The sequence below is a fragment of the Nocardioides nanhaiensis genome (genome assembly GCF_039542785.1).
GTDB classification, from domain to species: Bacteria; Actinomycetota; Actinomycetes; order Propionibacteriales; family Nocardioidaceae; genus Nocardioides; species Nocardioides nanhaiensis.
The window spans coordinates 32026-55717 of record NZ_BAABIM010000005.1 but is presented as its reverse complement, the minus strand read 5'-3'; the positions used below and the strand labels follow the sequence as shown (position 1 = coordinate 55717).

Sequence of the window (23692 nt, the reverse complement as noted above, 5' to 3'; positions counted from 1 at the left end):
GGGCGAGACGCCGGCAAGCACCCGGCGACGCGCAGGTGACGATCGGTGGTCGGCGGGTGGTCGCTACCCTCGCGTCATGGTCAACCTCACCAGGATCTACACGCGCACCGGCGACGGCGGCGAGACCCGACTGGGCGACATGAGCCTGACGAGCAAGAACGACCTGCGGCTGGCCGCCTACGCCGACGTCGACGAGGCCAACGCGCACCTCGGCGTCGCCGTCGCCACGGGCGGGCTGGACGACGACGTCGTCGCGGTGCTCACGCACGTGCAGAACGACCTCTTCGACGTCGGCGCCGACTTCTGCACCCCGGTGGTGGCCGACCCCGAGTACCCGCCGCTGCGCATCGAGCAGGAGTACGTGGACCGGCTCGAGGGCTGGTGCGACCAGTACAACGCCGACCTGCCGGCGCTGCGCTCCTTCATCCTCAACGGCGGCACCGCCGGCGCCGCCCACCTGCACGTGGCGCGCACCGTGGTTCGCCGCGCCGAGCGCTCCGCCTGGGCCGCGTGGGAGGTGCACGCCGAGACGATGAACAAGCTCGCGATCACCTACCTCAACCGGCTCTCGGACCTCGTCTTCATCCTCGCCCGCCACGCCAACCGCGAGGCCGGCGACGTGCTGTGGCTCCCCGGCGGCGAGCGCGGCGACACGCCGGCCTGACCTCCTCGGTCCCGTCACCGACGCCGCACCTGTCCCTCGTGTCGCGAGGATTCACATGCGTCACGAGGTTGTCCACAGCCCGGCCGGAGAGGCTTCACCCGACGCGGCGTCGCAGGTAGATTCCGAGACCTCTCGGGAAGGACCTGATCGTGAAGCCTGCTGCTCGCCGCCGCCTGGCCACCGTGGCCACGCTCGCTGTCGTCACCCTCGTCGGAGGTTGCTCCGACGAGCCGGAGCCGAGGTTCGCGGAGCCGAGTGAGTCGGTAACGAGCAGTGACGCGCCCACAACGGCAGACTCCAACGTTCCAGCGCGCGCCGGCGAGAGCGAGTTCATCGAGAACTACTTCGCGCTGATGTCTACTTCATTTGCCACTGGCGATCCTCAGAGTTGGTTGGATCAGTCGGGAAACTCATGCCAGAACTGCAGGACCATTGCTGACAATGTGCGTGCGGCTTATGCAGATGGAGGGCGTGTTGAGGGAGCGGAATACGTGGTTGAAAATGCCACCTTCATTGAGAACTCGCCTATCGGAGCAGTTTGGCGTGTCGATATCAGATCCGCTCAGCAGCGTTGGCTGGACAGTAGCGGGGCAGTGACGAAAATCGTCGAGGCCGGTGAGCTCACTTATGAGATCGCTGTCCAAAGAGACGCTCAGGCTGGCCTAGTTGCCGAGGGTCTGCGAATCCCGTGAGTTCCGGCTTCGCGCGCGCTTTGCTGCTTCTTCTGATCGCTACGCCGGCGCTGGCCATGGCAAAGGATCCAATCGTGGTCGCACCGGGCGATGGCGACTTCAACGTCGGCGTGAACGACCAGTTCACAGGCGACACGCAGTCAGAGACTGACACTGGCGATACCTCGTCCACTCCGATCGTCGACCTGGGTGATGACATCAGGGACGCGTTCTGCGGTGGGACCAACTACTCCGCGGGCTGCGATCCCGAGCCGGTCGAGGAGACCCCGGTGGCGCCGGTGCTCACGCCCGGCATGATCACGCAGGCGTTCCAGCGGGTGCCGCTGCCGGCGACCCCCCTGGTGATCGAGCCGGTCGACGGGGTCACGCTGGTCAACCTGGCCACCAACTTCCACACCCCCGCCGAGCCGCTGTCGCGGACGGTGACGCTGCTCGGGCGGCGCATCGACCTGGCGATCACCCCGTTCCGCTGGACCTGGAGCTTCGGGGACGGGAGCACGGTCACCACCGACACCCCCGGCGCGCCCTACCCCCGCCTGGAGGTCACCCACACCTACGAGCGCGCGCAGCAGGTCCGCCCGACCGTGGCCACCACCTACACCGCCACCTACCGCGTCGACGGCGGCCCCGCCCAGCCGGTGCCGGGCAGCGTGACCATCGCCAGTCCCCCGGCCGCGCTGGAGGTCACCACCGCCACCACGAGGCTCGCCGACCCCACCCGGTGACTGTCTCGATCACCGGTGACGGAGGGTCAGACGAAGACGAGGTCGTCAGGTGGTTCGGCTTCCCAGTCCTCGGGCGGTGGTGGCTTGGGCCACTGGGGTTCGTGGGTGCCAGGTGGTCGCGGACGATGGTCATCCCGGTCTGGAACTCCCACTCGTACGCCCCCGGCCCGATGCGTCGGTAGGTGACGGCGCCGTGGGTCTTGAACCGTTGATGGCGCCGGCAGAGCGGGGCGAGGTTGCAAGTGCAGGTCGCGCCGCCCTGCTCGAACGGCTGGATGTGGTCGCAGTCGCAGCGATCGGCCGGCCGTTTGCAGTGCGGGTACACGCAGCGCGGGTCGGTCCACCGGGTGCGCTGCTTGATCCGGTCGGGGACCTCGTACTGCTCCACGTGCACCGCACCGTTGAGGTCGATCACGGGCCGGACGGTGATCCTGCCGGCGGTGCCACACCACTCGCGGATCACCTCCGCGCTCACCGGGGTCTGGGTGCTCTCCAGGCGGCCGACCATGAACCCGGCGGCGGTGGACTCGTCGGAGAGGTGCACGACCAGGTCGACGCCTCGGCCGTGGCTCACAGACTTCGAGTCCTGGATCTCGCCGGTCTCGAGGTCCAGGGAGAGCTGGTTGCGGGCGAGCTCGCCGACGGCGGCGGCACGGCGGACGTCCAACGAGTCCTCGCACCCGGCCTTGCCCAGCGCGCGGGCGGTGTGCCGGATCGCTGCCTCGAGGTCGGCAGCGTCGGCGGCGTCCAGGCAGCCGGAGACCGGCGCGGTGCCTGCCAGCGACTCCAGGGTGCCGGCTGTGTCGGGGGTGCGGCGGGACTCGCCGATGTCGAAGAACCGCCGCTCCCGCTTGTCCTTCTCAGCCTCCGCTGCGGCGGCGGGGTCGAACCGCGCCTGGGTCTCGGCGACCAACCGCTCCATCTGGCGCTTGCCGATCTTGCCGGCGACGGCCTCGACCTGCCGGTCCACGTGGTCGGCGGCCTCCGCGCTCAACGGCTGGGTGAGGTCGGCGAGCTCGAAGGCCTTCCAGACCGGGAGCTGTAGCTCCTCGACCCGCCGGTAGAGCCGCGGGAGTCGGTACTTCAGCTCCAGCACCCGCCCCACCAGCGTCAACCCAGCATCCGTGCCCATGCTCAGCGTGCTCGCGAGCTCCATCACCGCGAACTCACTGACGACCGGTGCGCCCGGCCCGGCAACCGAGAGCCAGCGGTCGCAGAACCCCTGGTCGCCCAGCGCTGCCTCGAGCTCGGCGACCTCCTCGTCGCTCATCACGGCGTCGGGGTCGGGCTCGCCATCGAGGTGGTCGGCGTCCAACCGGTTGACCTTGGCCCACTCCACGATCATCCGAAGCTCGTCCACCTCCGAACGCATCCGGTTGCTCCTCGCCGAGCGCACCATCCGCAACGCTTCCTCACGCTCACCACGCTCGCGCTCCTCGCGCGCGAAGACCTCGGCGAGGTCGGGAGCCGTGGTGGTCATGGGTCTACCCAAGCACTCACCACCGACATGGAAGACCCGTGATCAGGGGTTATCTACCGGGCTGAGAGCAACAAACTAGTAACAGTTTTCTTCAACCAAAGTGCGGTGGTCGGGGTCGGCGGTCGAGTGCGGGGGTCTCGGTACGCGGGTCCTCACGAGATGCCGTGCACATCCATCAGGTCGAGCACCGCGTCGGCGGCGGGGCGCGGTGTGCCGCCGACCCAGACCCAGCGGCAGCCGAAGCTCTCCACACCGGCGGGCACCACGGTGCCGTCGGAGTACCCGAGCAGCAGCAGGTGGTCCGGGCCGGCGTCCCTCGTGCACATGGTCACCGCAGGGTCCTGGGGGTCAGTGGCGTTGACGGCCGCGACCAACTCGGCCGCCGTGCCCGCCTCGACGGCCGCCTCCTCACCGCTGCCCTCCCCCGGGGGCTGCGGAACCAGCTGGAGGGGACCGGGGCACAGCCGGGCGGACACCGGGTCGGCTGGCAGCTCGGTCTCCTGACCCGTCTCGGGGTCCCGGGGGTCGGGCGCACCGGGCAGCACGCCGTCGGGCGGGCAGGTCAGGTCCGGCGCCGCCTCCGACGAGCGGTCCACACCGGTCGCGGGCACCGTCTCCTCACCCTGCTCCCCCATCAGACCCCAGCCGACGACGGCGCCGACCACCACGGCCGCGACCGCGAGCCCGCCGGCCGCCACCAGCCGGGTCCGCGCCGCGCGACGACGTCGGTGCACGGCGGCCAGTCGGTCGACTGCGGCCACGTCGGGAGCGGGCGCGCCGCCGGCCAGGGCGTCGCGCAGCGGGTCGGGGGTGTCGTCACTCATCGTCGTCCTCCAGGTCGCTCGGGTGGTGCAGCAGGCCGGAGGCACGCAGGGTGCGCAGCGCCCGGGAGGCCTGGCTCTTGACCGTGCCGACGGTGACGCCGAGGGTCTCCGCGGTCTGCTGCTCGGTGAGGTCCTCCAGATAGCGCAGCACCAGCACGGCCCGCTGGCCGGCCGGCAGCGACCGGAGCGCCGTCACCAGGTCGCGCTGCAGGTCGAGGTCGGCGCCGGAGGTTGCCGCCTCCGGGAGCCGTTCCGTCGGTCGCTCCCCCCGCCAGCGACGACGCCACCACGAGGACTGCGTCGTCACCATGACCCGTCGGACGTAGGCCTCGAAGCCGCCGGGGCCCACCCGCCGCCAGGCGCGGTAGCTCTTGGCCAGCGCCGTCTGCACCAGGTCCTCGGCCAGGTGGGCGTCGCCCGTCAGCCACCACGCGGTGCGCCACAGCGCGTCGCCGCGGGCCACGACGAACGCGTCGAACCCGTCGTCGGCACGGTCGCCCGCCCCGTCCGTCCTGTCCTGCTGCACCAGCACTCCGTCCGTCGCCACCGCGGCACCTCCTCACCCGTGGAAAGGGGGTGGCCCCGGCAGAAGGTTGTCAGCCCCGGGCGGTGACCTGCGGGCCGTCCTGCTCCGAGATCGCCCGCGGCGGGCGCGCGGCCAGCACCGCCACCGCCGCCGGCACCAGCAGGACGGCGACGGCGAGCAGCGCGCGCAGGGTGCCGACGGCGTCGCCCAGCCACCCCAGCAGCGGCGGACCGGCCAGGAAGGCCGCATAGCCGATCGTGGCGACGACCGAGACCCGGGCCTCTGCCCGCGCAGGGTCGTCGGAGGCGGCGCTCATGCCGACCGGGAACCCCAGGGAGGCGCCCAGGCCCCACAGCAGGACTCCCACGCCCACCAGCACCACCCCCTGGCCCAGCACCACCAGCAGCAGACCGACCAGCGCCAGGGCGGTCGTCGCCCACAGGGTCCGCGGGCGCCCCCACCGGTCCAGCGCCCACGGTCCGACCAGCCGCCCCACCGTCATGGCCGTCACGAACAGGGCGTACCCGGCCACGCCCACCCAGTGCTCGACGTCGTGCCCGTCGATGAGCGCCACCGTGAGCCAGTCGTTGGCGGATCCCTCGGTGACGGCGAAGGCCAGCACCATCACGCCGATCGCGAGCGTGCGCGGCTCGAGCCAGGCCGACCCGGCACTCCCGCTCCCGCTCTCGTTGAATGACGCCGACCCGGCCGACGCGCGCGCCGGGAGGAACCGCGCCGCCGACCACCAGGTCACCGCCAGCACCAGCGGCGAGACGACGGCGAGGTGCAGCGCCGGGCCGACGTCACCGGCGGTGACCAGCACGGCGAGGCCGGCCCCACCCACGGTGCCGAGGCTGAAGGCGGCATGGAAGCGCGCCATGATCGAGCGGCGCAGCCGACGCTCCACCTCGGCGGCCTCGAGGTTCATGGCCACGTCCCAGGCACCGATGCCGGCGCCGAGCAGCAGCAGCGCCACCGCGACGGCGACCACCGAGCCCCACACCTGGACACCCACACCGGCGGCGGTCGCGCCCACCGCGGCGACGACGGCACCCGCACGCACCACCGCGGTGCCGCCGAACCGCGAGACCAGCCGCCCGCTGAGCGGCAGGGCGGCCAGCGAGCCCACCGCCATGGCCAGCAGCAGGAGCCCGAGCGCGCCGTTGTCGAGCCCGAGGCTCGAGCGCACGTCGGGCACCCGCGAGATGAAGCTGGCGACGAGCAGCCCGTTGAGCGCGAAGACCACGGCCACGGCCTCGCGAGCGCCGTGTCGAGCCGTCACCGAGACCAGTCGGTGCCGGGAGGGCGGGCCTCCAGCCAGGACTGGAAGCCGGTCAACGAGCCACCGCTCATCGCCAGCTCGACCTCCCCGTCGTCGCTGCGGCAGCAGATCACCAGGTGGTCGGGGTAGAGCGAGGTCTGCTCCGCGCCCATGGGCTCACGACGGCCGTCATAGCTCAGCTGCTCGCGCTGCCAGACGCGCTTGGGTCGTGGGGAGAGGGAGAAGACCCGGTACCACTCGAGGATCTCGCCGGAGTAGCGGCCGACGCCGAGCACCCAGCCCCGGCCTGGCCGGTCGGTGCGCACGCGGTGGCTGAGCTCGAAGGTCCCGCCGTGGCGACCCAGCAGACGGCGACGGACGACCAGCGCGAGGCCGTAGAGGACGAGCAGGAGCAGGAGGCCGCCGGCGATGTCGACGATCCACTGCCACAGCGGCATCCTCGTCTACCTCCCTCACTGGTCCGCGCGCAGCCTATCGGTAGCGGGCGAGCGAGGTCCCGGTGGGCGGCCGGGGACGACGCAGGGCCCGGGGAGGTCTCCCCGGGCCCTGCGTGGTGGTGCGTGCGTGCCGGTCAGGCAGCCCGCTCGGCGGCCCGGATGCGGGCCTCCGCGCGGCGGATGCGCAGCTCGGCCTCGTCGCCGGTCGGGAGGCCACGGGCCTCCTCCAGCTCGGCACGCGCCTCGTCGATCTTGATCTCCTCGGCCAGCAGCGCACGCTCGCTGAGGATGGAGACGCGGTCGGCAGCCACGGAGAGGAAGCCACCGTCGACGGCGGCGACGATGACGTCGCCCTCCTCGCCGGTGATCTCCACGACCGCGTCGGTGAGCAGCGAGAGCAGCGGCGCGTGGCCCTTGAGCACGCCGAGGTCACCCTCGACGGTGCGCGCGATGACCATGGTCGCCGAGCCGGACCACACGGTCCGGTCGGCGGCCACCAGCTCGACCTGGAGCGCGTCGGCCATCAGAGGCTCTTCTGGATCTCGGACCACTTCTGCTCGACGTCGTCGAGACCGCCGCACATGAAGAAGGCCTGCTCGGCCACGTGGTCGTACTCGCCGTCGGCGATCTTGTTGAACGCCTCGATGGTGTCGCCCACCGAGACGGTCGAGCCCTCGATGCCGGTGAACTGCTTGGCCACGTAGGTGTTCTGCGAGAGGAACCGCTGGATGCGGCGGGCCCGGGAGACGATGACCTTGTCCTCCTCGGAGAGCTCGTCGACACCGAGGATCGCGATGATGTCCTGCAGCTCCTTGTTGCGCTGCAGGATCTGCTTGATCCGGATGGCGCAGTCGTAGTGCGCCTGCCCGATGTACTGGGCGTCGAGGATCCGCGACGTGGAGGTCAGCGGGTCCACAGCCGGGTAGATGCCGAGCGAGGCGATCTCGCGCGAGAGCTCGGTGGTGGCGTCGAGGTGCGCGAACGTGGTCGCCGGCGCGGGGTCGGTGTAGTCGTCCGCGGGCACGTAGATCGCCTGCATCGAGGTGATCGAGTTGCCTCGGGTCGAGGTGATGCGCTCCTGGAGCTGACCCATCTCGTCGGCCAGGTTGGGCTGGTAGCCCACCGCGGAGGGCATCCGGCCCAGCAGGGTCGAGACCTCGGAACCAGCCTGGGTGAACCGGAAGATGTTGTCGATGAAGAGCAGCACGTCCTGGTTCTGCACGTCGCGGAAGTACTCCGCCATCGTCAGCGCCGAGAGGGCCACGCGGAGCCGGGTGCCCGGCGGCTCGTCCATCTGGCCGAACACGAGGGCCGTCTGGCCGATGACGCCGGCCTCGGTCATCTCCTCGATGAGGTCGTTGCCCTCACGGGTGCGCTCACCCACGCCGGCGAACACCGACACACCGCCGTGGTCCTTGGCGACGCGGGCGATCATCTCCTGGATCAGCACCGTCTTGCCGACGCCGGCACCACCGAACAGACCGATTTTGCCGCCGTTGACGTAGGGCGTGAGCAGGTCGATGACCTTGATGCCGGTCTCGAACATCGTCGTCTTCGACTCCAGCTGGTCGAAGGCCGGGGCCTTGCGGTGGATGCCCCACCGCTCGTTGACCTCGTAGACCTCGCCCTCCTCGAGGTTGAGGACGTCACCCACGGCGTTGAACACGTGGCCCTTGGTGATGTCACCCACGGGCACCGAGATCGGGCCACCGGTGTCGGTCACGGTGGAGCCGCGCACCAAGCCGTCGGTCGACTGCATCGAGATGGCACGAACCATGCCGTCACCGATGTGCAGGGCGACCTCGAGGACCAGGGTCTTCGTCTCGCCGTCGAGCTCCAGGTCGACCTCGAGCTTGTTGTACATCTCTGGCATCGCGTCGGTGGGGAACTCGACGTCGACGACCGGGCCGGTCACCCGGGCCACGCGGCCCGTGCTGCCGGACGTCGTGTCCTTGGTCTCTTCAACAGTGGCAGTCATGTCTCTCTCACTCACTCCCGGCTGAGGCGTCGGCCAGCGCGTTGACGCCGCCGACGATCTCGCTGATTTCTTGGGTGATGCCGGCCTGGCGGGCCTGGTTGGCGATGCGGGTGTACTTCTTGATGAGCTCGTCGGCGTTGTCGGTGGCCGACTTCATCGCCTTCTGGCGCGCGGCCAGCTCGGAGGCCGCAGCCTGCAGCAGTGCGAAGAAGATCCGGCTCTGGACGTACTGCGGCAGCAGCCCGTCGAGGACCGCCTCCGCCGAGGGCTCGAACTCGTAGAGCGGCAGGACCTCGGACTTCTCCGGGGCCTCCTCGCCCTCGACGACCTCGAGGGGCAGCAAGCGCACCGCGGTCGGCTCCTGCAGCAGCATCGAGCGGAACCGGGTGTACACGACGTGGACCTCGTCGACGTCGCCCTCCTCATCCTGCTCCTTGAGGAACGTCTCGATCAACGCCGCACCCACCTCGGCCGCCACGTCGTAGGACGGCTGGTCGGAGGCACCGGTCCACGCCCGGACGATGGGGCGGTTGCGGAACTTGAAGTACGCCTCGCCCTTGCGTCCGGTGATGTAGTAGTCGATCTCCTTGCCCTCCTCGCGCAGGCGCTCGGCGAGGCGCTCGGCCTCCTTGAGCACGCTGGAGGAGTAGGCGCCCGCGAGACCGCGGTCGCTCGTCACGATCAGCACGGCGGCGCGCTGGGGATTCTCCTCCTCGCGGGTCAGCGGGTGGTCCACGTTGGAGAACGTCGCCACCGCCGAGACCGCCCGCGTCAGCTCCCGGGCGTACGGCGCGGCCGCCTGCGCCCGCTGCTGCGCCTTGATGATGCGGGACGCAGCGATGAGCTCCATGGCGCGCGTGATCTTCTTCATCGACTCCGTCGACCTGATCCGCGCGCGGTACTCACGCAGCGAGAGGGCCATGGGTCAGCCCCGCTTCTGCTTGACGATCTGCTCCTGCTCGAGCTCGTCGTCCTCGAGGGCCTCGGCGTCAGCCTCGTGCCCGGGCTTGATCGAGCCCCCCTCGGAGGTCTCGAACTGGTCGAGGAACGACGTGTAGGCATCGGCGACGGCGTTGTCGGTGTCGTCCTCGAACTTCAAGGACTCACGGATCGCCGACAGGATGCCCTCGTGCGAGCGGCGCAGGAAGTCGAGGAACTCGGCCTCGAAGCGCAGGACGTCATCGGTGGGGACGTTGTCGAGGCGGCCGGTCGTGCCGAGCCACAGCGAGACGGTCATCTCCTCGACCGGGTAGGGCGAGTAGGCCGGCTGGCGCAGCAGCGCCATCAGGCGCTGCCCACGGGCCAGCTGCTGGCGCGAGGCGGCGTCGAGGTCGGAGGCGAACATCGCGAACGCCTCCATGGCGCGGAACTGCGCCAGGTCGACCTTGAGCGAGCCGGTGACCGCCTTCATCGCCTTGGTCATCGCCGCGCCGCCCACCCGCGAGACCGAGACACCCACGTCGATGGCCGGGCGCTGGTTGGAGGCGAACAGGTCCGACTGCAGGAAGATCTGCCCGTCGGTGATCGAGATGACGTTGGTCGGGATGAACGCCGAGACGTCGTTGGCCTTGGTCTCGATGATGGGCAGTCCCGTCATCGAGCCCTTGCCCATGTCGTCGGAGAGCTTGGCGCAGCGCTCGAGCAGCCGACTGTGCAGGTAGAAGACGTCACCGGGGTAGGCCTCACGACCCGGCGGGCGGCGCAGCAGCAGCGACACCGCGCGGTAGGCCTCGGCCTGCTTGGTCAGGTCGTCGAAGACGATCAGGACGTGCTTGCCCTCGTACATCCAGTGCTGGCCGATGGCCGAGCCGGTGTAGGGGGCGAGGTACTTGAAGCCGGCGGAGTCGGAGGCGGGAGAGGCCACGATCGTGGTGTACTCCAGCGCGCCGGACTCCTCGAGGGCGCCGCGCACCGAGGCGATCGTGGAGCCCTTCTGGCCGATGGCGACGTAGATGCAGCGCACCTGCTTGTCGGGGTCACCGGTCTCCCAGTACTGCTTCTGGTTGATGATCGTGTCGATCGCCACCGTGGTCTTGCCGGTGGCGCGGTCACCGATGATCAGCTGGCGCTGGCCGCGACCGATCGGGGTCATCGAGTCGATCGCCTTGATGCCGGTGGCCAGCGGCTCGTGCACCGACTTGCGCTGCATCACCGACGGCGCCTGGGTCTCCAGGTTGCGACGCTCGGTGGTCTCGATGTCGCCGAGACCGTCGATCGGGTTGCCGAGCGGGTCGACGACGCGGCCGAGGTAGGCGTCGCCGACGGGCACCGAGAGCACCTCGCCGGTGCGCTTGACCGGCTGGCCCTCCTCGATCCCGTTGAAGTCACCGAGGACGACGGCACCGATCTCGCGGGTGTCGAGGTTGAGGGCCAGGCCGCGCGTGCCGTCCTCGAACTCGAGCAGCTCGTTGGCCATGCAGGAGGGCAGGCCGCTGATGCGGGCGATCCCGTCACCGGCCTCGGCGACGTGGCCGACCTCTTCCTTGCTGGCCGCGTCCGGCTTGTACTCCGCGACGTACTTCTGCAGCGCGTCGCGGATGTCGTCCGGACGGATGGAGAGCTCCGTCATTGTGGTGCCTTCTCTCTTCTGTCTTCGAGTGTCTGGGTGAGCGGGTGGTCAGCCGACGAGCCGACGTCGGGCGTCGTCGAGCCGGCTGGAGACCGTCCCGTCGATGACGTCGTCGCCGATCTCCACGCGGATCCCGCCGATGACCGACGGGTCGATGAGCAGGTTGATGTGGACCGGGTGGCCGTACTGCGCCTCCAGGGCGGAGCCCAGACGACGCACCTCGGCGTCGGGCAGGGGCCGCGCCACCCGGACGGTGGCGACACCCTGCGACTGCACGGACGCGACCACCTTCTGGTACTCGGTGAGCGCGGCGGTCACGGTGCGGTGGCTGCCCGCGAGGGACTGACCGGCCAGCGTGATCGTGGCGGGGAGTGCCCGGCCTCCCAGGAGGGAGTCGAGCAGCACCCGCTTGTCGGACGGGGACCGCACGGGGTCGGCCAGCGCGTCACGCAGCTCGGGGTTCTCCTTGACGGCCTGCGCGAACGCGAAGAGCTCGTCGGCCAGGCGACCGGTGTCGGTGCCCACCGACCGCACCACCGCGACCACCCCGAGGTGCTCGAGGGCGTCGGGCAGGTCACGGCCGACCGTCCAGCGGCGGGTCACCGCCGATCGGAGCACCGTGAGCGTCGCCTCGTCGACCTTGCCTCCGAAGACCTCGCCCACCAGGCCCGACTTGGCCTCCGACGGCAGCGAGGCGTCGGTGGCGAAGCGCCGCAGCGCACCCTCGGCCCGCAGCGTGTCGGCCACGGTGAACAGGTCACCGGCGACGTCGGCCGAACCGCGCGGGTCCATGGTCTCCAGCTCGCCGCTCAATGCGGCGACGGCGTCGGCGGAAGCACCTCGGAAGGCCATCAGTCCCCCTCAGTTCCGGCCCGGCGTACCGGACTCGAGGTCGGCCAGGAACCGCTCGACGACACGGCTCTGGCGCTCGTCGTCATCGAGGCTCTCGCCCACGATGCGACCGGCCAGCGTGGTGGCCAGGGTGCCCACCTCCGCCCGCAGGGAGGTGACCGCCTGCTGGCGCTCGGCCTCGATCTGCGTCTTGCCGTGCTCGACGATGCGCGTGGACTCGGCCTGGGCCTGCTCCCGCATCTCCGCCACGATCGCGGCACCCTGCTCGCGCGCCTCCTCGCGGATGCGCGCGGCCTCGTGCCGTGCGTCGGCGAGCTGCTTCTCCAGCTCGGCGAGCTTGGCGTCGGCCTCGGCCTGCTTGGTCTCGGCTGCGGCCAGGCCACCCTCGATTGCCGAGGTGCGCTCGGCGAAGGTCGCCTCGAAGTTCGGGACGACGTACTTCTTCACGGCGAAGAAGAGGATGCCGAACACGACGACCGAGAGGACGATCTCGATCGGGTGCGGGATGAGGGGGTTGAGCTCCTCGGCCGCCCGCACCACGGTGGGTGCGTTCAGTGCTTGCATGGCAGGTCCTTCCGGGTGCTGCGCGCCGGGTGGGTTAGAGGACGAACGCGAGGGCGATACCGATGATCGCGAGCGCCTCGGCGAGCGCGAAGCCCAGGATGGCGATCGACTGCAGGCGGCTCTGGGCCTCCGGCTGACGGGCGACGCCGCTGATGTAGGCGGCGAAGATCAGGCCGATGCCGACACCAGGGCCGATGGCGGCCAGGCCGTAACCGATCATGTTGAGGTTGCCGTCCACGGCGATTTCCTTTCGGTTGTTCCTACTTCGGTGGGTCCGGTTGACCCGAGTGGAGCAGGTGATGCGGATGGATCAGTGCTCGTCTGCCAGCGCGCCCTGGATGTACATGGCGTTCAGGAGGACGAAGACGTAGGCCTGCAGGAACTGGATCAGCAGCTCGAGGAACGCCACGGCGATGAACAGCAGCCAGGCGAGGATGCCGACCGGCGCGTAGGCGATCGAGAGGTGCAGCAGGATGTACTCGCCGCCGAGGGCGAAGAGGATCAGCAGCAGGTGGCCGGCGAACATGTTGGCGAACAGACGCAGCGCCAGGGTGACCGGCCGGACCAGGATGTTGGACATGAACTCCAGCGGCACGAGCAGCAGGAGCATGGGGCCCTTGATGCCCGACGGCACGCACTGGTTCTTGAGGTAGCCCACGAAGCCGTGCTTGTGGATGCCCACGGCGTTGTAGATGACCCAGCTCATGATGGCCAGGGAGTAGACCATGCCCGATCGCGAGAACGTCGGGAACTGGAAGCCCGGCACCGAGGCCATGAGGTTGTTGACCAGGATGAAGAAGAACAGCGCGAACAGATAGGGCACGAAGCGCTGGAAGTCGTGGCTGCCGATGATGTCGCGGCCCAGCGAGTTGCGCACGAAGCCGTAGGCCTCCTCGCCCACGAACTGCAGCTTGCCCGGCACCATGGCCCGCTTGCGCGAGGCGGCGTAGAAGACCACGAAGACCAGGATCGCGGCGACGACGATCTGCACCATCGGCTTGGTGATCCCGAGGATGTAGGCCTGTCCGAGGAACTCCCCCGTGCCGCTGCCGAACTCGAAGATCGGGGGCAGGTTGAAGTCCGCGGGTCCCGGGGGGGTGAATCCCTCGCCGTCGGCGGCGCTGATGATGAGGCTCACCTGGTCTCCTGGCTCGTCGCGTTCGTCATGACTGTGCGTGCTCTGCTGGTGCTCACGGTGCTGATCACGGTGCTGCTCACTGCTGTGCTGGCCTCGTGCTGCCGGGGGCATCGGGAGGAGGGGCGCTCGGCTCCTCCTCGACCATCCGGAAGCGCGCGAAGGTCTGGTAGAGCCCCAGCCCCGCCCCCAGCAGGATGCCGACGACCACCATGAACCCGGTCCCCCACCAGCGGTCGAGACCCCAGCCGATCGCTCCGTAGAGCAGGACGCCCGAGGTCAGGTACCCGAACGCCATCCAGGGGTCCCCGCGCGGTGTGTCGGGCTGGCTCATGGCGAACCGGACGATAGCAGTCGTGGCGCGTCATCACCGACCCGCCTCCGTGAGCTCGTAGACCGGGATGCGCTGGCGGGTGGTGGTCACGACCTGGGCCACCACCCACACGGCGGTGCCCGCGATGATCGTGGCCGCGAACCAGGTCCGGTCCAGCGGACCGTCGAGCACCCCGGAGTTCTGCAGCACCACGAACAGCAGCCCCATCAGCACCACCTGGAAGGTGTAGGTGAGCAGGGCGAACATCAGGGAGACAGCGGGCATCGTGCGCGAGACCCAGTGGACGCCGAAGGCGCCGACCACCAGCACGACCAGCACGAACGCGGTGCCCGCGAGTGCTCCGAGACCCGCCGACGAGCCGGACAGGACGAATCCCGCCGCGCTGACCAGCAGACCGCCGACCGCGGCCACCAGGGCTGCCCGCACCAGGGCGGACCACGCCCCACTGGGGGCGCCCGGGGGGCGTCGGGTCTGCTCGGTCGTCATCGTCGGCGGCCGTTCTGTGGGTGGTCGTCGGCGCTCGTGGTGCCGGTCGGGAGTCCGTCCGGCGCGCTCGTGAAAACTATCACAAAGTGTCGGCAGGCTCCGAATCCACCGTGTCGCCGACCAGCACCGGCTTGCGCAGCACGGGCAGCACGAAGGTCAGGGCGACCGTCACGAGCGTCATGACCCCGAGCGCCGTCCACATCCGCGGGCCCGTGTAGAGACTGGCCACCACGGTGCCGAAGGCGATCAGCGCCGCCCAGAGCCACATGATCAGCACCGCGCGGCGGTGGGAGTGCCCGATCTCGAGCAACCGGTGGTGCAGGTGCTGCTTGTCCGGCGCGAAGGGTGAGCGGCCTGCCCGGGTGCGCCTGAGCACCGCCAGCACCAGGTCGGCCATCGGGACGATCAGGATCAGGATCGGCAGGGCGATCGGCAGCAGCATCGGGACCAGGCTGGCCCGTGCCCCCGCCTCCCCCTGGGCCAGGTCGGGCAGGGCGAACTGGGTGGTGACGGTGATCGAGGTGGCCGAGAGCACCACCCCGATCAGCATCGAGCCCGAGTCGCCCATGAAGAGCCGGGCGGGGTGGAAGTTGTGCAGCAGGAAGCCCACGCACGCCCCGGCCAGCGCGGCCGAGAGCAGCGCCCCGGTGGTGGCCCGGGTGACCTGGTTGAGCACCGTGAGCTGGTAGCAGAAGAGGAAGAAGGAGAGCGCCCCGATGCCGATGACGCCGGCGGCCAGGCCGTCGAGCCCGTCGACGAAGTTCACCGCGTTCACGGTGGCCACGACCAGCAGCGCGGTGAGCAGCGCGCCCTGGGCGGGGTCGAGGGAGAACTGGTTGCCGTCCGGTGCGTAGAACCAGCGGAACTGGATGCCGCTGTAGACCAGCAGACCCACCGCGATCACCTGGCCGCCCAGCTTGGTGAGGGCGTCGAGGTCGAAGATGTCGTCGATCATCCCGACGCCGCACACCAGCGCGCCCGCGAAGATCACCGTCCGCGCGTCCTCGAAGACGAACGGCTGGCTGCGCGAGAGGAACGGCAGCTGGGTGGCCACCGCGTAGGCGGCCGTGAGCCCGCCGAGCATCGCCAGGCCGCCCAGGTAGGGGATCGGCTCGGCGTGCACGTCGCGGTCGCGCACCTTGGCGACGGCGCCCGTGCGCACCGCGATCTCGCGGGCCACGACGGTCAGCAGGTAGGTGACCGCGCCGGCCACCAGGAAGACGAGCAGGTACTCGCGCACGTGGGCTACCCGGCCGGGTCGGGCCGGGGCTCCTCGTCCTGGGGCACGTCCTCGCCCGTGTCTCCGGCGGCACCCTCGGGAGTGATGGTGGCGCCCAGCGGCTCGAGGACGGCGTTGAGCTGCGCCAGCGAGAGCGCGCCCTCGCGCAGCACCCGCCCGTGCGGGCCGGTGGCGTCGACGATGGTGGAGGCCTCGCCGCCGCGCGAGGGGCCGGCGTCGACCACCACCGCGACGACGTCGCCGAGCATCCGCACCGCCTCGGCCGCCTGCGTGGCGGCGGGCTGGCCGGTGAGGTTGGCCGAGCTGACGGCCAGCGGACCGGTGCGCTCGAGCACCTCGCGCGCCAGGTCGTCGTCGGGCATGCGCACCGCCACCGTGCCGCGGGTGTCGCCGAGGTCCCACTGCAGCGACTGCTGCTGGTGCACCACGAGGGTCAGCGGGCCGGGCCAGAACTCCTCGACCAGGGCGCGGGCGTAGTCGGGCACGCGGGTGGCCAGGGCGTCCAGGGTGCCGGCGCTGCTGATGAGCACCGGCGGGGGCATCTCGCGCCCGCGGCCCTTGGCGGCCAGCAGGTCCTCGACGGCCTCGGGGTCGAACGCGTCGGCGGCCAGGCCGTAGACGGTGTCGGTGGGGATGACGACCAGGCGGCCGCGCTGGACCGCGAGGGTGGCTGCCTGCACGGCGGCCTCGCGCTCCTCCTCGGTGCCGGTGGGCAGCAGGCGCGCCTGCTCCTCCGACCCCTCGTCGGCTGGCTGCGGGGACTCCATCTCGGGTGACTGGCTCATGACCCGGCCATCGTGCCAGAACCCGGTGCGAGCCGAGCGGTCAGGAAGCGCGGTCGTCGCGCCAGGTCGTGGTGGTCGCGCACCTCGACCCACCGCCCGGTCGCCGTGAAGACCGCCGGCGCGCTCTGCGCCTGGGCCTCCGCGTGCTCGACGCCCACCACTCCCCCGGGCCGCAGCAGCGCCGCCGCCCGCTGCTCGAGCAGGCGCATGGCGTCCAGGCCGTCCTGACCGGAGAACAGGGCCAGGTGCGGGTCGTGGTCACGCGCCTCGACCGCCACCGACTCCCAGGCCTCCAGGGGCACGTACGGGGGGTTGCAGGTGATCACGTCGACCTCGCCGAGCAGGTGGTCGAACGCGGTGGCCAGGTCGCCCAGTCGCAGCTCGACGCCGGTGCCCGCCAGGTTGCGCTCGGCCCAGGCGTGCGCGGCAGGGTCCAGCTCGACGGCGTGCACCCGCGCGGCCGGCACCTCCTGTGCGATCGACTTCGCGACGGCGCCGGACCCGGTGCACAGGTCGACCACGACGGGGTCGGCGAGCGCTCCGGCCTGCTCGATCGCCCAACCGGCCAGCAGCTCGGTCTCCGGTCGCGGCACGAACACCCCGGGCCCCACCGCCAGCGAGGTGGTGCGGAACCAGGCGACGCCGGTCAGGTGCTGCAGCGGCTCGCGGCCGGCCCGGCGCTCCACCAGCGCCTCGAACCGCGCCACCTGGTCGGGGCCGACCTGGTCGACCATCACCAGCATTCCCCGCGAGGTGCCCAGCACGTGGGCGAGCAGCTCGGCGGCGTCGTGCTCGGGACTGGCGACGCCGGCGGCGGCGAGCCGGTGGGCAGCCTCGCGCAGCAGCGTCCGGCGCTCCGGGGCGCCCACGCTCAGGCGTCCTCGAGGGCGGCCAGCCGCGTGGCCAGGTCGGCCTCGACACAGCTGTCGATGACCGGCTGCAGGTCACCGTCGAGCACCTGGTCGAGGTTGTGGGCCTTGTAGCCGGTGCGGTGGTCGGAGATCCGGTTCTCGGGGAAGTTGTAGGTGCGGATGCGCTCGGAGCGGTCGACGGTGCGCACCTGGCTGCGGCGCGCCTCGCTGGCCTCGGCGTCGGCCTCCTCCTGGGCGGCCGCCAGCAGGCGGGCACGCAGGATGCGCAGCGCCTGCTCCTTGTTCTGCAGCTGGCTCTTCTCGTTCTGGCAGGTGGCCACGATGCCCGTGGGCACGTGCGTGATGCGCACCGCGGAGTCGGTGGTGTTGACGCTCTGGCCGCCGGGGCCGCTGCTGCGGAAGACGTCGATGCGCAGGTCGTTGTCGTGCACCTCGACGTCGACCTGCTCGGCCTCGGGCAGCACGAGCACCCCGGCCGCCGAGGTGTGCACCCGGCCCTGGGACTCGGTGACCGGCACCCGCTGCACGCGGTGCACGCCCGCCTCGAACTTCAGCAGGGCGAAGGGCGCCTGACCCGGCTCGACGGCGCCCCGGGCCTTGACCGCCACCGTGACCGACTTGTAGCCGCCGAGGTCGGACTCGGCGGCGTCCAGCATCTCCACCGCCCAGCCGCGCTGCTCGGCGAAGCGGGTGTACATCCGCAGCAGGTCGCCGGCGAACAGCGCGGACTCCTCGCCGCCCTCGCCGGACTTCACCTCCAGCAGGGTGTCCTTGTCGTCCGCGGGGTCACGCGGGACCAGCAGCCGCCGGAGCTTCTCGGCGACCTCGTCGCGTCGCCGCGCCAGCGACGTCGCCTCCTCGGCGAACGCCTCGTCGTCGGCCCCCAGCTCGCGGGCGGCCTCGACGTCGTCGCCCAGGCGCACCCACTCCTCGTGGGTGCGCACGATCGCGGTGAGCTCGGCGTAGCGCTGGTTGAGCCGCTTGGCCAGGCGCGCGTCGGCGTGCGTCTCGGGCTCCCCCAGCCGACCCTCCAGCTCGCGGTGCTCGGCGGCGAGCGCCTCGACGGCCTCGAACACGGCGACTCCTGTGGCTGGTGGTGGCTGGTGACTGCTGGCAGGTGGTGGCTGGGGACACGACGAGCGCCGGCCCCCGCCGCGGTGGACGGGGAGCCGGCGCTCGGTCGGTGCTACTTCTTGGCAGCCTTGGCGTAGCGGGCCTCGAAGCGGGCGACGCGGCCGCCGGTGTCGAGGATCTTCTGCTTGCCGGTGTAGAACGGGTGGCACTGGCTGCACACGTCGGCGCGCATGGTGCCCGAGCTGGAGGTGCTGCGGGTGGTGAACGAGGCGCCGCAGGTGCAGGTGACCTGGGTCTCGGTGTAGTCCGGGTGGACGTCCTTCTTCATGGGCTTTCCCTTCAGGTGACGGCCGCCGGGTCGTCCGCACGGGGCGTGGGACGTGAACCGGAGCCAGCGGGTCATGCTAGTCAACGCCGCGGTGGGGCGGAAATCTTCCCAGTGGTGGGTGGGGTGCTGCTGGGTGGCGCACCGGGTTTCGACGCGCCCGTCGCGACCTCGTTCCTCGGTCGCGGGGCTTGCTCAACCTCGTCTCGCTGGTGCCTGACCTCGTGCCTCGGTCAGCCACGGCTCGCTTGACCGCGTCCGGCTGCTCGCTCCAGCAGCTGGTCGACGCGGGCGGCGAGATCGCGGGGGCTGAACGGCTTGGTGATGTACTCGTCGGCCCCCGAGCTCAGCCCGGTCTCGACGTCGGACTCCTGGGCGCGGGCGGTCAGCAGGATCACCGGCAGCGAGCCCAGCACGGCGTCGGCGCGGATGGTGCGCACGGCGTCGAGACCGGAGACCCCCGGCATCATCACGTCGAGGACCGCCAGGTCGGGGTGCTCGGCACGGCAGGCGTCGACCGCGGCGGCGCCGTCGGCCACCGCGACGATCTCGTGACCCATCGAGGCGAGCTTGAACTCCACCAGCTCCCGGATGTCGACGTCGTCGTCGGCCACCACGATCTTCGCCACGTCAGACTTCCTTCCCGGCCCCAGATGCCTCCACCTGGGTCAGCAGCTCGATGTTGGTGCGCGTGCGACGCACGCGGTCGAGCAGCTGGGTGAGAGCCTGGTCGGGCGCGAGCTCCACCAGGCTACGCCGCAGAGCCCCCACGATGGCGGCTTCCTGCACACCCAGCAGCAGGTCGTCGCGCCGTGTGCCCGAGGCTCGCAGGTCGATGGCCGGGAAGATGCGCTGCGCGGCGAGGTCCGAGCGCAGCCGCAGCTGCCAGGTGCCGGTGCCGGCCAGCTCCTCGAAGATCGCCTCGTCGGTGGAGGAGGCGGTCTCGACGGCGACCGTGGCCAGCATCGTCAGCGAGCCCGCGCTCTCCAGGTTGCGACCGGCACCGAAGAAGCGCTTGATCGGGTGCAGCGACCCCGCGTCGACCCCACCGGGCAGCGCGCGACCCGAGGGCGGCACCGACTGGGTGTAGGCCCGACCCAGCCGGGTCAGCCCGTCCACCAGCACCACGACGTCGTGGCCCAGCTCGACCAGGCGCTTGGCCCGCTCGACGGCGAGCTCGGCCACCATCGTGTGGTCCGAAGCCGGACGGTCGAAGGTGGAGGCGATCACCTCGCCCTTGATGGTGCGCTCGAACTCCGTGACCTCCTCGGGCCGCTCGTCGAGCAGCACCACCATCAGGTGGCACTCGGGGTTGTTGGCGGTGATCGAGGCCGCTACCGAGGCCAGCACCCGCGTCCGGCCAGCGCCCGCCGGCGCCACCAGGAGGCCACGCTGCCCCTTGCCCACCGGCGCGACCAGGTCGATGACGCGGCCGATCAGGTTCGCCGGCTCGTTCTCCAGCCGCAGCCGGTCGGCCGGCGAGACCGGCGTCAGCTTGTCGAAGTCGACGCGGGTGCGGCCCTGGTCGGGCTCGGCACCGTTGACGCTGTCGATGCGCACCATCGGGTTGAACTTCTCCTTGCGCTCGCCCTCCCGGGGCTGGCGCACCTGCCCCACCAGGGCATCGCCGCGGCGCAGGCCGAACTTGCGGACCATCGACAGCGAGAGGTAGACGTCGTCGGCGCCGGCCAGGTAGCCGCTGGTGCGCACGAAGGCGTAGTTGTCCAGGACGTCGAGGATGCCCGCCGCCGGCACGAGCACGTCGTCCTCGAGGATCGTCGTGTCCGGCTCGCTCCCCCGCTGTCCCGCCGCCACCGGCCGGTTGCGGTCACGGCCGCGGCGCCGACGGTTGCGGCGGCTGCCGCCGTCCTCGTCGTCGTCCTCCGCGTCGTTGCTCTGGTTGCTCTGGCTGCTCTGGTTGTTCTTGGCCTCGGGCTGCTGCTTGTTCTGGTTGCCCTGGCCGTTCTGGTTGCCCTGGCCGTTCTGGCCGTTCTGGCCCTGCTTGCCCGGCTTGGTGTCGGCCTGCTTCGCGTCGGCCTGCTTCGCATCGGCCTGCTTCGCGTCGGCCTGCTGGTTGGCCTGCGGGGGCCGGCTGCCCTTCTTGGGCTGGTTGTCCTGCTTGGGCTGGTTGTCCTGCTTGGGCTGGTTGTCCTGCTTGACCTGGTTGTCCCGCTTGGCCTGGTTGCCCTGCGTCGGCTGGTTGCCCTGCGGGGCGTCGGCCTGGTCGGACTGCTTGTCCTTCCTGACCTGCGGCGCGTCCTGCGGCCTGTCCTGCGGGGCCTGGGCCGCCGCCGCGGAGTCGGCCCGGTCGCGGACCCGGGTGCGTGCGGGTCGGTCGGTGGAACGCTCGGGCTCGGGGCTCACCGGCGCGGCCGGCGCCTGGGCGGGTCGCTCGCCCTCGGGACGGCTCGAGCCGCCCGACCGGCCGCCCGACTGGCCGCCCGACTGGCCGCCCGACTGGTGGGCCTTGATGGCGTCCACGAGCTGCGCCTTCTTCATCGAGCCCGACCCGGCGATGCCGAGGTCACCCGCGAGCTTCTTCAGGTCGGCGAGCAGCAGGGAGCTCAGACCTCCGCCACGCTTGCGGGACGGGGTGTCGAGGGTGTCGGTCAACGTGGGTCCTTGACGGCTGCGAGGGAGTGCGGCCCGTGCGGCAGGCCCGGTGGGACACGTGATCGTGCACGACCGGGAGGACGGGACGAGGGCTCCGGATGAACGTCGTGCGCACCGACCGCCAGATCGCCGAGACGGTGCGGCGCCGGGCAGAGCGCCGGCGCGGCGCCACAGTACCACCCGGCTGACGCGCCGTCCGGCGCACCGACCACGCAGCGCGCGGGCGCTCAGACGACGAGGACGCCGCGGCGGTCGACGGCCAGGTGGTGGGCCGTCCACCCCTGCGGACAGCGCGCGAGCACAGCCTCGGCCGGCACCGCAGCGCCCACGCCGACGAAGGCGAGCACGGTGGGCCCGGCGCCGGAGACGAGGGCGGGCACCCCATCGCTGCGCAGGGCCTCGACCAGGTCGAGCGAGGCCGGCATGGCGGGGCGCCGGTAGTGCTGGTGCAGGTAGTCGCGGGTGCCGCGCAGGAGCTGGTCGGGTCGCCCGGCCAGTGCGGCCACCAGCAGGGCTGCGCGCCCCGCGTCGGCGGCGGCCTCGGCGTGCGGCACCGTGGCCGGCAGCAGGCCGCGGGCCATCTCGGTGCTCACCGGATCGGCGGGCACCAGCACCACGGTCTCCAGATCCGGCGCCACCGCCGACGGCACGGCGTACGCGCGGCCGTCGTCGTCGGTCCCGCTGATGACGAAGCCACCGAGCACCGCGGGGGCGACGTTGTCGGGGTGCCCCTCCATGCGGGTGGCGAGGGCGACCAGCGCCTGGTCGTCGAGCCGCTCGGCGCCGTCGGTCACCAGCGCCCGCGCCAGTGCCAGCCCTCCGACGATCGCCGCGGAGCTCGAGCCCAGGCCCCGCGCGTGCGGCACGACGTTGTGGCAGGTGAGCCGCAGCCCGGGCGGCTCGACGCCGAGCACCTCGAAGGCCACCCGCATCGCGCGGACCACCAGGTGGCGCTCGTCGCGCGGCACCTGCTCGGCACCGGCCCCGTGCACCTCGACCTCGAGCCCCTGGGCGAGCACCTCGCCCTCGAGCTCGTCGCGCAGGTCGAGCGCCAGCCCGAGCGAGTCGAAGCCGGGGCCGAGGTTGGCGGAGGTGGCCGGGACCGAGACGCGGACCGGCCCGCGGACGACGTCGCCCACCGCGTCAGGCCAGGCCGGCGGCGGCCGCGGCGGCACGCACGTCGGCGTCCACCACGGTGTCGACCACCGGGCCCATGCCCTCGAGCGCCGTCACGGTGTCCTTGAGCCCGTGGCCGGTGACCGTGACGACCATCCGGGTGCCCGCGTAGCTGACACCCGCGGCGACGTCCTGCAGCACGCCGGCCACCCCGGCCGCGGAGGCGGGCTCCACGAAGACGCCGTCGCGGGAGGCCAGCTCGCGCTGGGCGGCCAGGATCCGCTCGTCGGTGACGGCGGCGAAGCGGCCCTCGGACTCGTGGACGGCGGCCTCGGCGAGCTTCCACGAGGCCGGGTTGCCCACGCGGATGGCCGTGGCCTTGGTCTCGGGGTCGGGGAACGGCTCCCCGGTGACCAGCGGGGAGGCGCCCTCGGCCTGGAACCCGCGCATCTGCGGCAGCCGCGTCGAGCGGCCGAGCCGCTGGTACTCGGTGTAGCCGAGCCAGTAGGCGGCGATGTTGCCGGCGTTGCCCACCGGCAGCAGGTGGTGGTCGGGCGCGTCGCCGAGGAAGTCCACGACCTCGAAGGCAGCGGTCTTCTGACCCTGCAGGCGCACCGGGTTGACGGAGTTGACCAGCTCGACGGGGTAGTCCCACGCCAGCTGCCGGGCCAGCGCGAGGCAGGCGTCGAAGTTGCCGCGGACCATGATCACCTGGGCTCCGTGCAGGATCGCCTGCGCCATCTTGCCGGCGGCGATCTTGCCCTCGGGCACGAGCACGAGGGGCTTGAGCCCGGCCTTGGCGGCGTAGGCGGCCATGGAGGCCGAGGTGTTGCCGGTGCTGGCGCACACCACGGCCTGGGCGCCGTCGTGCTTGGCGACCGAGATGGCGGTGGTCATGCCCCGGTCCTTGAAGGAGGCGGTGGGGTTGTTGCCCTCGACCTTGAGCCAGACCTCGGCGCCGGTGACCCCCGAGAGCCACTCGGAGGCCACGAGCGGCGTGCCGCCCTCGCGCAGCGTGACGGCCTCGACGCCGGCCGGGATCTCCAGCAGCTCGCGGTACTCCTCGATGACGCCGCGCCACTGGTGCACGCCGGTGAACCGGCCCGCCGCAGCGGCTTG

At 71.4% G+C, this 23692-nt stretch carries 27 protein-coding genes; 3 read left to right on the top strand and 24 right to left on the bottom strand.

Annotated features, from left to right (window positions below; genetic code table 11):
- Positions 1-76 precede the first annotated feature (76 nt).
- From ABD948_RS19965 to ABD948_RS19955, 3 genes are all read left to right on the top strand, one after another.
- Positions 77-664, top strand: coding sequence for a cob(I)yrinic acid a,c-diamide adenosyltransferase (locus ABD948_RS19965; protein WP_345271511.1), 588 nt, complete (start codon positions 77-79; stop codon positions 662-664).
- A gap of 149 nt (positions 665-813) precedes the next feature.
- Positions 814-1356 (top strand): hypothetical protein, encoded by a 543-nt coding sequence (locus ABD948_RS19960; RefSeq protein WP_345271502.1) that lies wholly within the window; start codon positions 814-816, stop codon positions 1354-1356.
- Positions 1353-2081: a PKD domain-containing protein gene (locus ABD948_RS19955; RefSeq protein ID WP_345271499.1), complete on the top strand. Its 729-nt coding sequence runs from the start codon at positions 1353-1355 to the stop codon at positions 2079-2081. The genes ABD948_RS19960 and ABD948_RS19955 overlap by 4 nt, the downstream gene beginning before the upstream one ends.
- Here the strand turns inward: ABD948_RS19955 and ABD948_RS19950 are convergent.
- From ABD948_RS19950 to thrC, 24 genes are all read right to left on the bottom strand, one after another.
- Positions 2041-3561 carry an HNH endonuclease signature motif containing protein gene (locus ABD948_RS19950; protein WP_345271496.1) on the bottom strand — a complete coding sequence of 507 codons (1521 nt, stop codon included), beginning with the start codon at positions 3559-3561 and terminating at the stop codon, positions 2041-2043. The genes ABD948_RS19955 and ABD948_RS19950 overlap by 41 nt on opposite strands.
- A gap of 152 nt (positions 3562-3713) precedes the next feature.
- Positions 3714-4385, bottom strand: a complete 672-nt coding sequence (locus tag ABD948_RS19945; RefSeq protein ID WP_345271491.1) for a hypothetical protein — start codon at positions 4383-4385, stop codon at positions 3714-3716.
- A complete protein-coding gene (locus ABD948_RS19940; RefSeq protein ID WP_345271487.1) occupies positions 4378-4932 on the bottom strand; it encodes a SigE family RNA polymerase sigma factor in 555 nt (184 codons plus the stop codon). Before ABD948_RS19940 ends, ABD948_RS19945 begins: the two co-directional genes overlap by 8 nt.
- A 49-nt stretch (positions 4933-4981) precedes the next feature.
- Positions 4982-6193 (bottom strand): MFS transporter, encoded by a 1212-nt coding sequence (locus ABD948_RS19935; protein ID WP_345271481.1) that lies wholly within the window; start codon positions 6191-6193, stop codon positions 4982-4984.
- A complete protein-coding gene (locus ABD948_RS19930; protein ID WP_345271476.1) occupies positions 6190-6630 on the bottom strand; it encodes a DUF2550 domain-containing protein in 441 nt (146 codons plus the stop codon). Before ABD948_RS19930 ends, ABD948_RS19935 begins: the two co-directional genes overlap by 4 nt.
- Positions 6631-6764: 134 nt before the next feature.
- Positions 6765-7154 carry a F0F1 ATP synthase subunit epsilon gene (locus tag ABD948_RS19925; RefSeq protein ID WP_345271471.1) on the bottom strand — a complete coding sequence of 130 codons (390 nt, stop codon included), beginning with the start codon at positions 7152-7154 and terminating at the stop codon, positions 6765-6767.
- On the bottom strand, positions 7154-8608 hold the full coding sequence (gene atpD / locus ABD948_RS19920) for a F0F1 ATP synthase subunit beta (protein WP_345271467.1): 1455 nt from the start codon (positions 8606-8608) through the stop codon (positions 7154-7156). The genes ABD948_RS19925 and atpD overlap by 1 nt, the downstream gene beginning before the upstream one ends.
- Before the next feature lie 7 nt (positions 8609-8615).
- Positions 8616-9530, bottom strand: coding sequence for a F0F1 ATP synthase subunit gamma (locus ABD948_RS19915; protein ID WP_345271460.1), 915 nt, complete (start codon positions 9528-9530; stop codon positions 8616-8618).
- A 3-nt stretch (positions 9531-9533) separates the two neighbouring features.
- Entirely contained in the window at positions 9534-11177 is a 1644-nt protein-coding gene (atpA, locus tag ABD948_RS19910; RefSeq protein ID WP_345271455.1) for a F0F1 ATP synthase subunit alpha, read from the bottom strand.
- A gap of 48 nt (positions 11178-11225) precedes the next feature.
- Positions 11226-12029, bottom strand: coding sequence for a F0F1 ATP synthase subunit delta (locus ABD948_RS19905; RefSeq protein WP_345271450.1), 804 nt, complete (start codon positions 12027-12029; stop codon positions 11226-11228).
- Positions 12030-12038: 9 nt separating this feature from the next.
- Complete coding sequence (locus ABD948_RS19900; RefSeq protein WP_425576648.1) at positions 12039-12593, bottom strand: F0F1 ATP synthase subunit B; 555 nt, start codon at positions 12591-12593, stop codon at positions 12039-12041.
- A gap of 34 nt (positions 12594-12627) precedes the next feature.
- Complete coding sequence (gene atpE, locus ABD948_RS19895; RefSeq protein WP_056908071.1) at positions 12628-12831, bottom strand: ATP synthase F0 subunit C; 204 nt, start codon at positions 12829-12831, stop codon at positions 12628-12630.
- Positions 12832-12903: 72 nt separating this feature from the next.
- Positions 12904-13731, bottom strand: coding sequence for a F0F1 ATP synthase subunit A (gene atpB / locus ABD948_RS19890; RefSeq protein WP_345271442.1), 828 nt, complete (start codon positions 13729-13731; stop codon positions 12904-12906).
- A gap of 76 nt (positions 13732-13807) precedes the next feature.
- A complete protein-coding gene (locus ABD948_RS19885) occupies positions 13808-14062 on the bottom strand; it encodes a hypothetical protein (protein WP_345271436.1) in 255 nt (84 codons plus the stop codon).
- Between the two features lie 33 nt (positions 14063-14095).
- On the bottom strand, positions 14096-14548 hold the full coding sequence (locus ABD948_RS19880) for a hypothetical protein (protein WP_345271432.1): 453 nt from the start codon (positions 14546-14548) through the stop codon (positions 14096-14098).
- Positions 14549-14627: 79 nt separating this feature from the next.
- On the bottom strand, positions 14628-15788 hold the full coding sequence (locus tag ABD948_RS19875; protein WP_345271429.1) for a glycosyltransferase family 4 protein: 1161 nt from the start codon (positions 15786-15788) through the stop codon (positions 14628-14630).
- Between the two features lie 5 nt (positions 15789-15793).
- Entirely contained in the window at positions 15794-16573 is a 780-nt protein-coding gene (locus ABD948_RS19870) for an L-threonylcarbamoyladenylate synthase (RefSeq protein WP_345271416.1), read from the bottom strand.
- On the bottom strand, positions 16570-17442 hold the full coding sequence (gene prmC / locus ABD948_RS19865; protein WP_345271404.1) for a peptide chain release factor N(5)-glutamine methyltransferase: 873 nt from the start codon (positions 17440-17442) through the stop codon (positions 16570-16572). Before prmC ends, ABD948_RS19870 begins: the two co-directional genes overlap by 4 nt.
- Before the next feature lie 2 nt (positions 17443-17444).
- Positions 17445-18521: a peptide chain release factor 1 gene (gene prfA, locus ABD948_RS19860; RefSeq protein ID WP_345271394.1), complete on the bottom strand. Its 1077-nt coding sequence runs from the start codon at positions 18519-18521 to the stop codon at positions 17445-17447.
- Positions 18522-18631: 110 nt separating this feature from the next.
- Positions 18632-18847 carry a 50S ribosomal protein L31 gene (gene rpmE / locus ABD948_RS19855; RefSeq protein ID WP_345271384.1) on the bottom strand — a complete coding sequence of 72 codons (216 nt, stop codon included), beginning with the start codon at positions 18845-18847 and terminating at the stop codon, positions 18632-18634.
- Between the two features lie 230 nt (positions 18848-19077).
- The gene (locus ABD948_RS19850) at positions 19078-19473 is read right to left on the bottom strand and encodes a response regulator transcription factor (protein ID WP_345271374.1); all 396 of its coding nucleotides are present in this window, start codon (positions 19471-19473) and stop codon (positions 19078-19080) included.
- A gap of 1 nt (position 19474) precedes the next feature.
- Positions 19475-21457 (bottom strand): transcription termination factor Rho, encoded by a 1983-nt coding sequence (rho, locus tag ABD948_RS19845; RefSeq protein WP_345271368.1) that lies wholly within the window; start codon positions 21455-21457, stop codon positions 19475-19477.
- A 227-nt stretch (positions 21458-21684) separates the two neighbouring features.
- The gene (gene thrB / locus ABD948_RS19840) at positions 21685-22596 is read right to left on the bottom strand and encodes a homoserine kinase (RefSeq protein WP_345271362.1); all 912 of its coding nucleotides are present in this window, start codon (positions 22594-22596) and stop codon (positions 21685-21687) included.
- Between the two features lie 4 nt (positions 22597-22600).
- Positions 22601-23662, bottom strand: a complete 1062-nt coding sequence (thrC, locus tag ABD948_RS19835; protein ID WP_425576670.1) for a threonine synthase — start codon at positions 23660-23662, stop codon at positions 22601-22603.
- Positions 23663-23692: the final 30 nt, after the last annotated feature.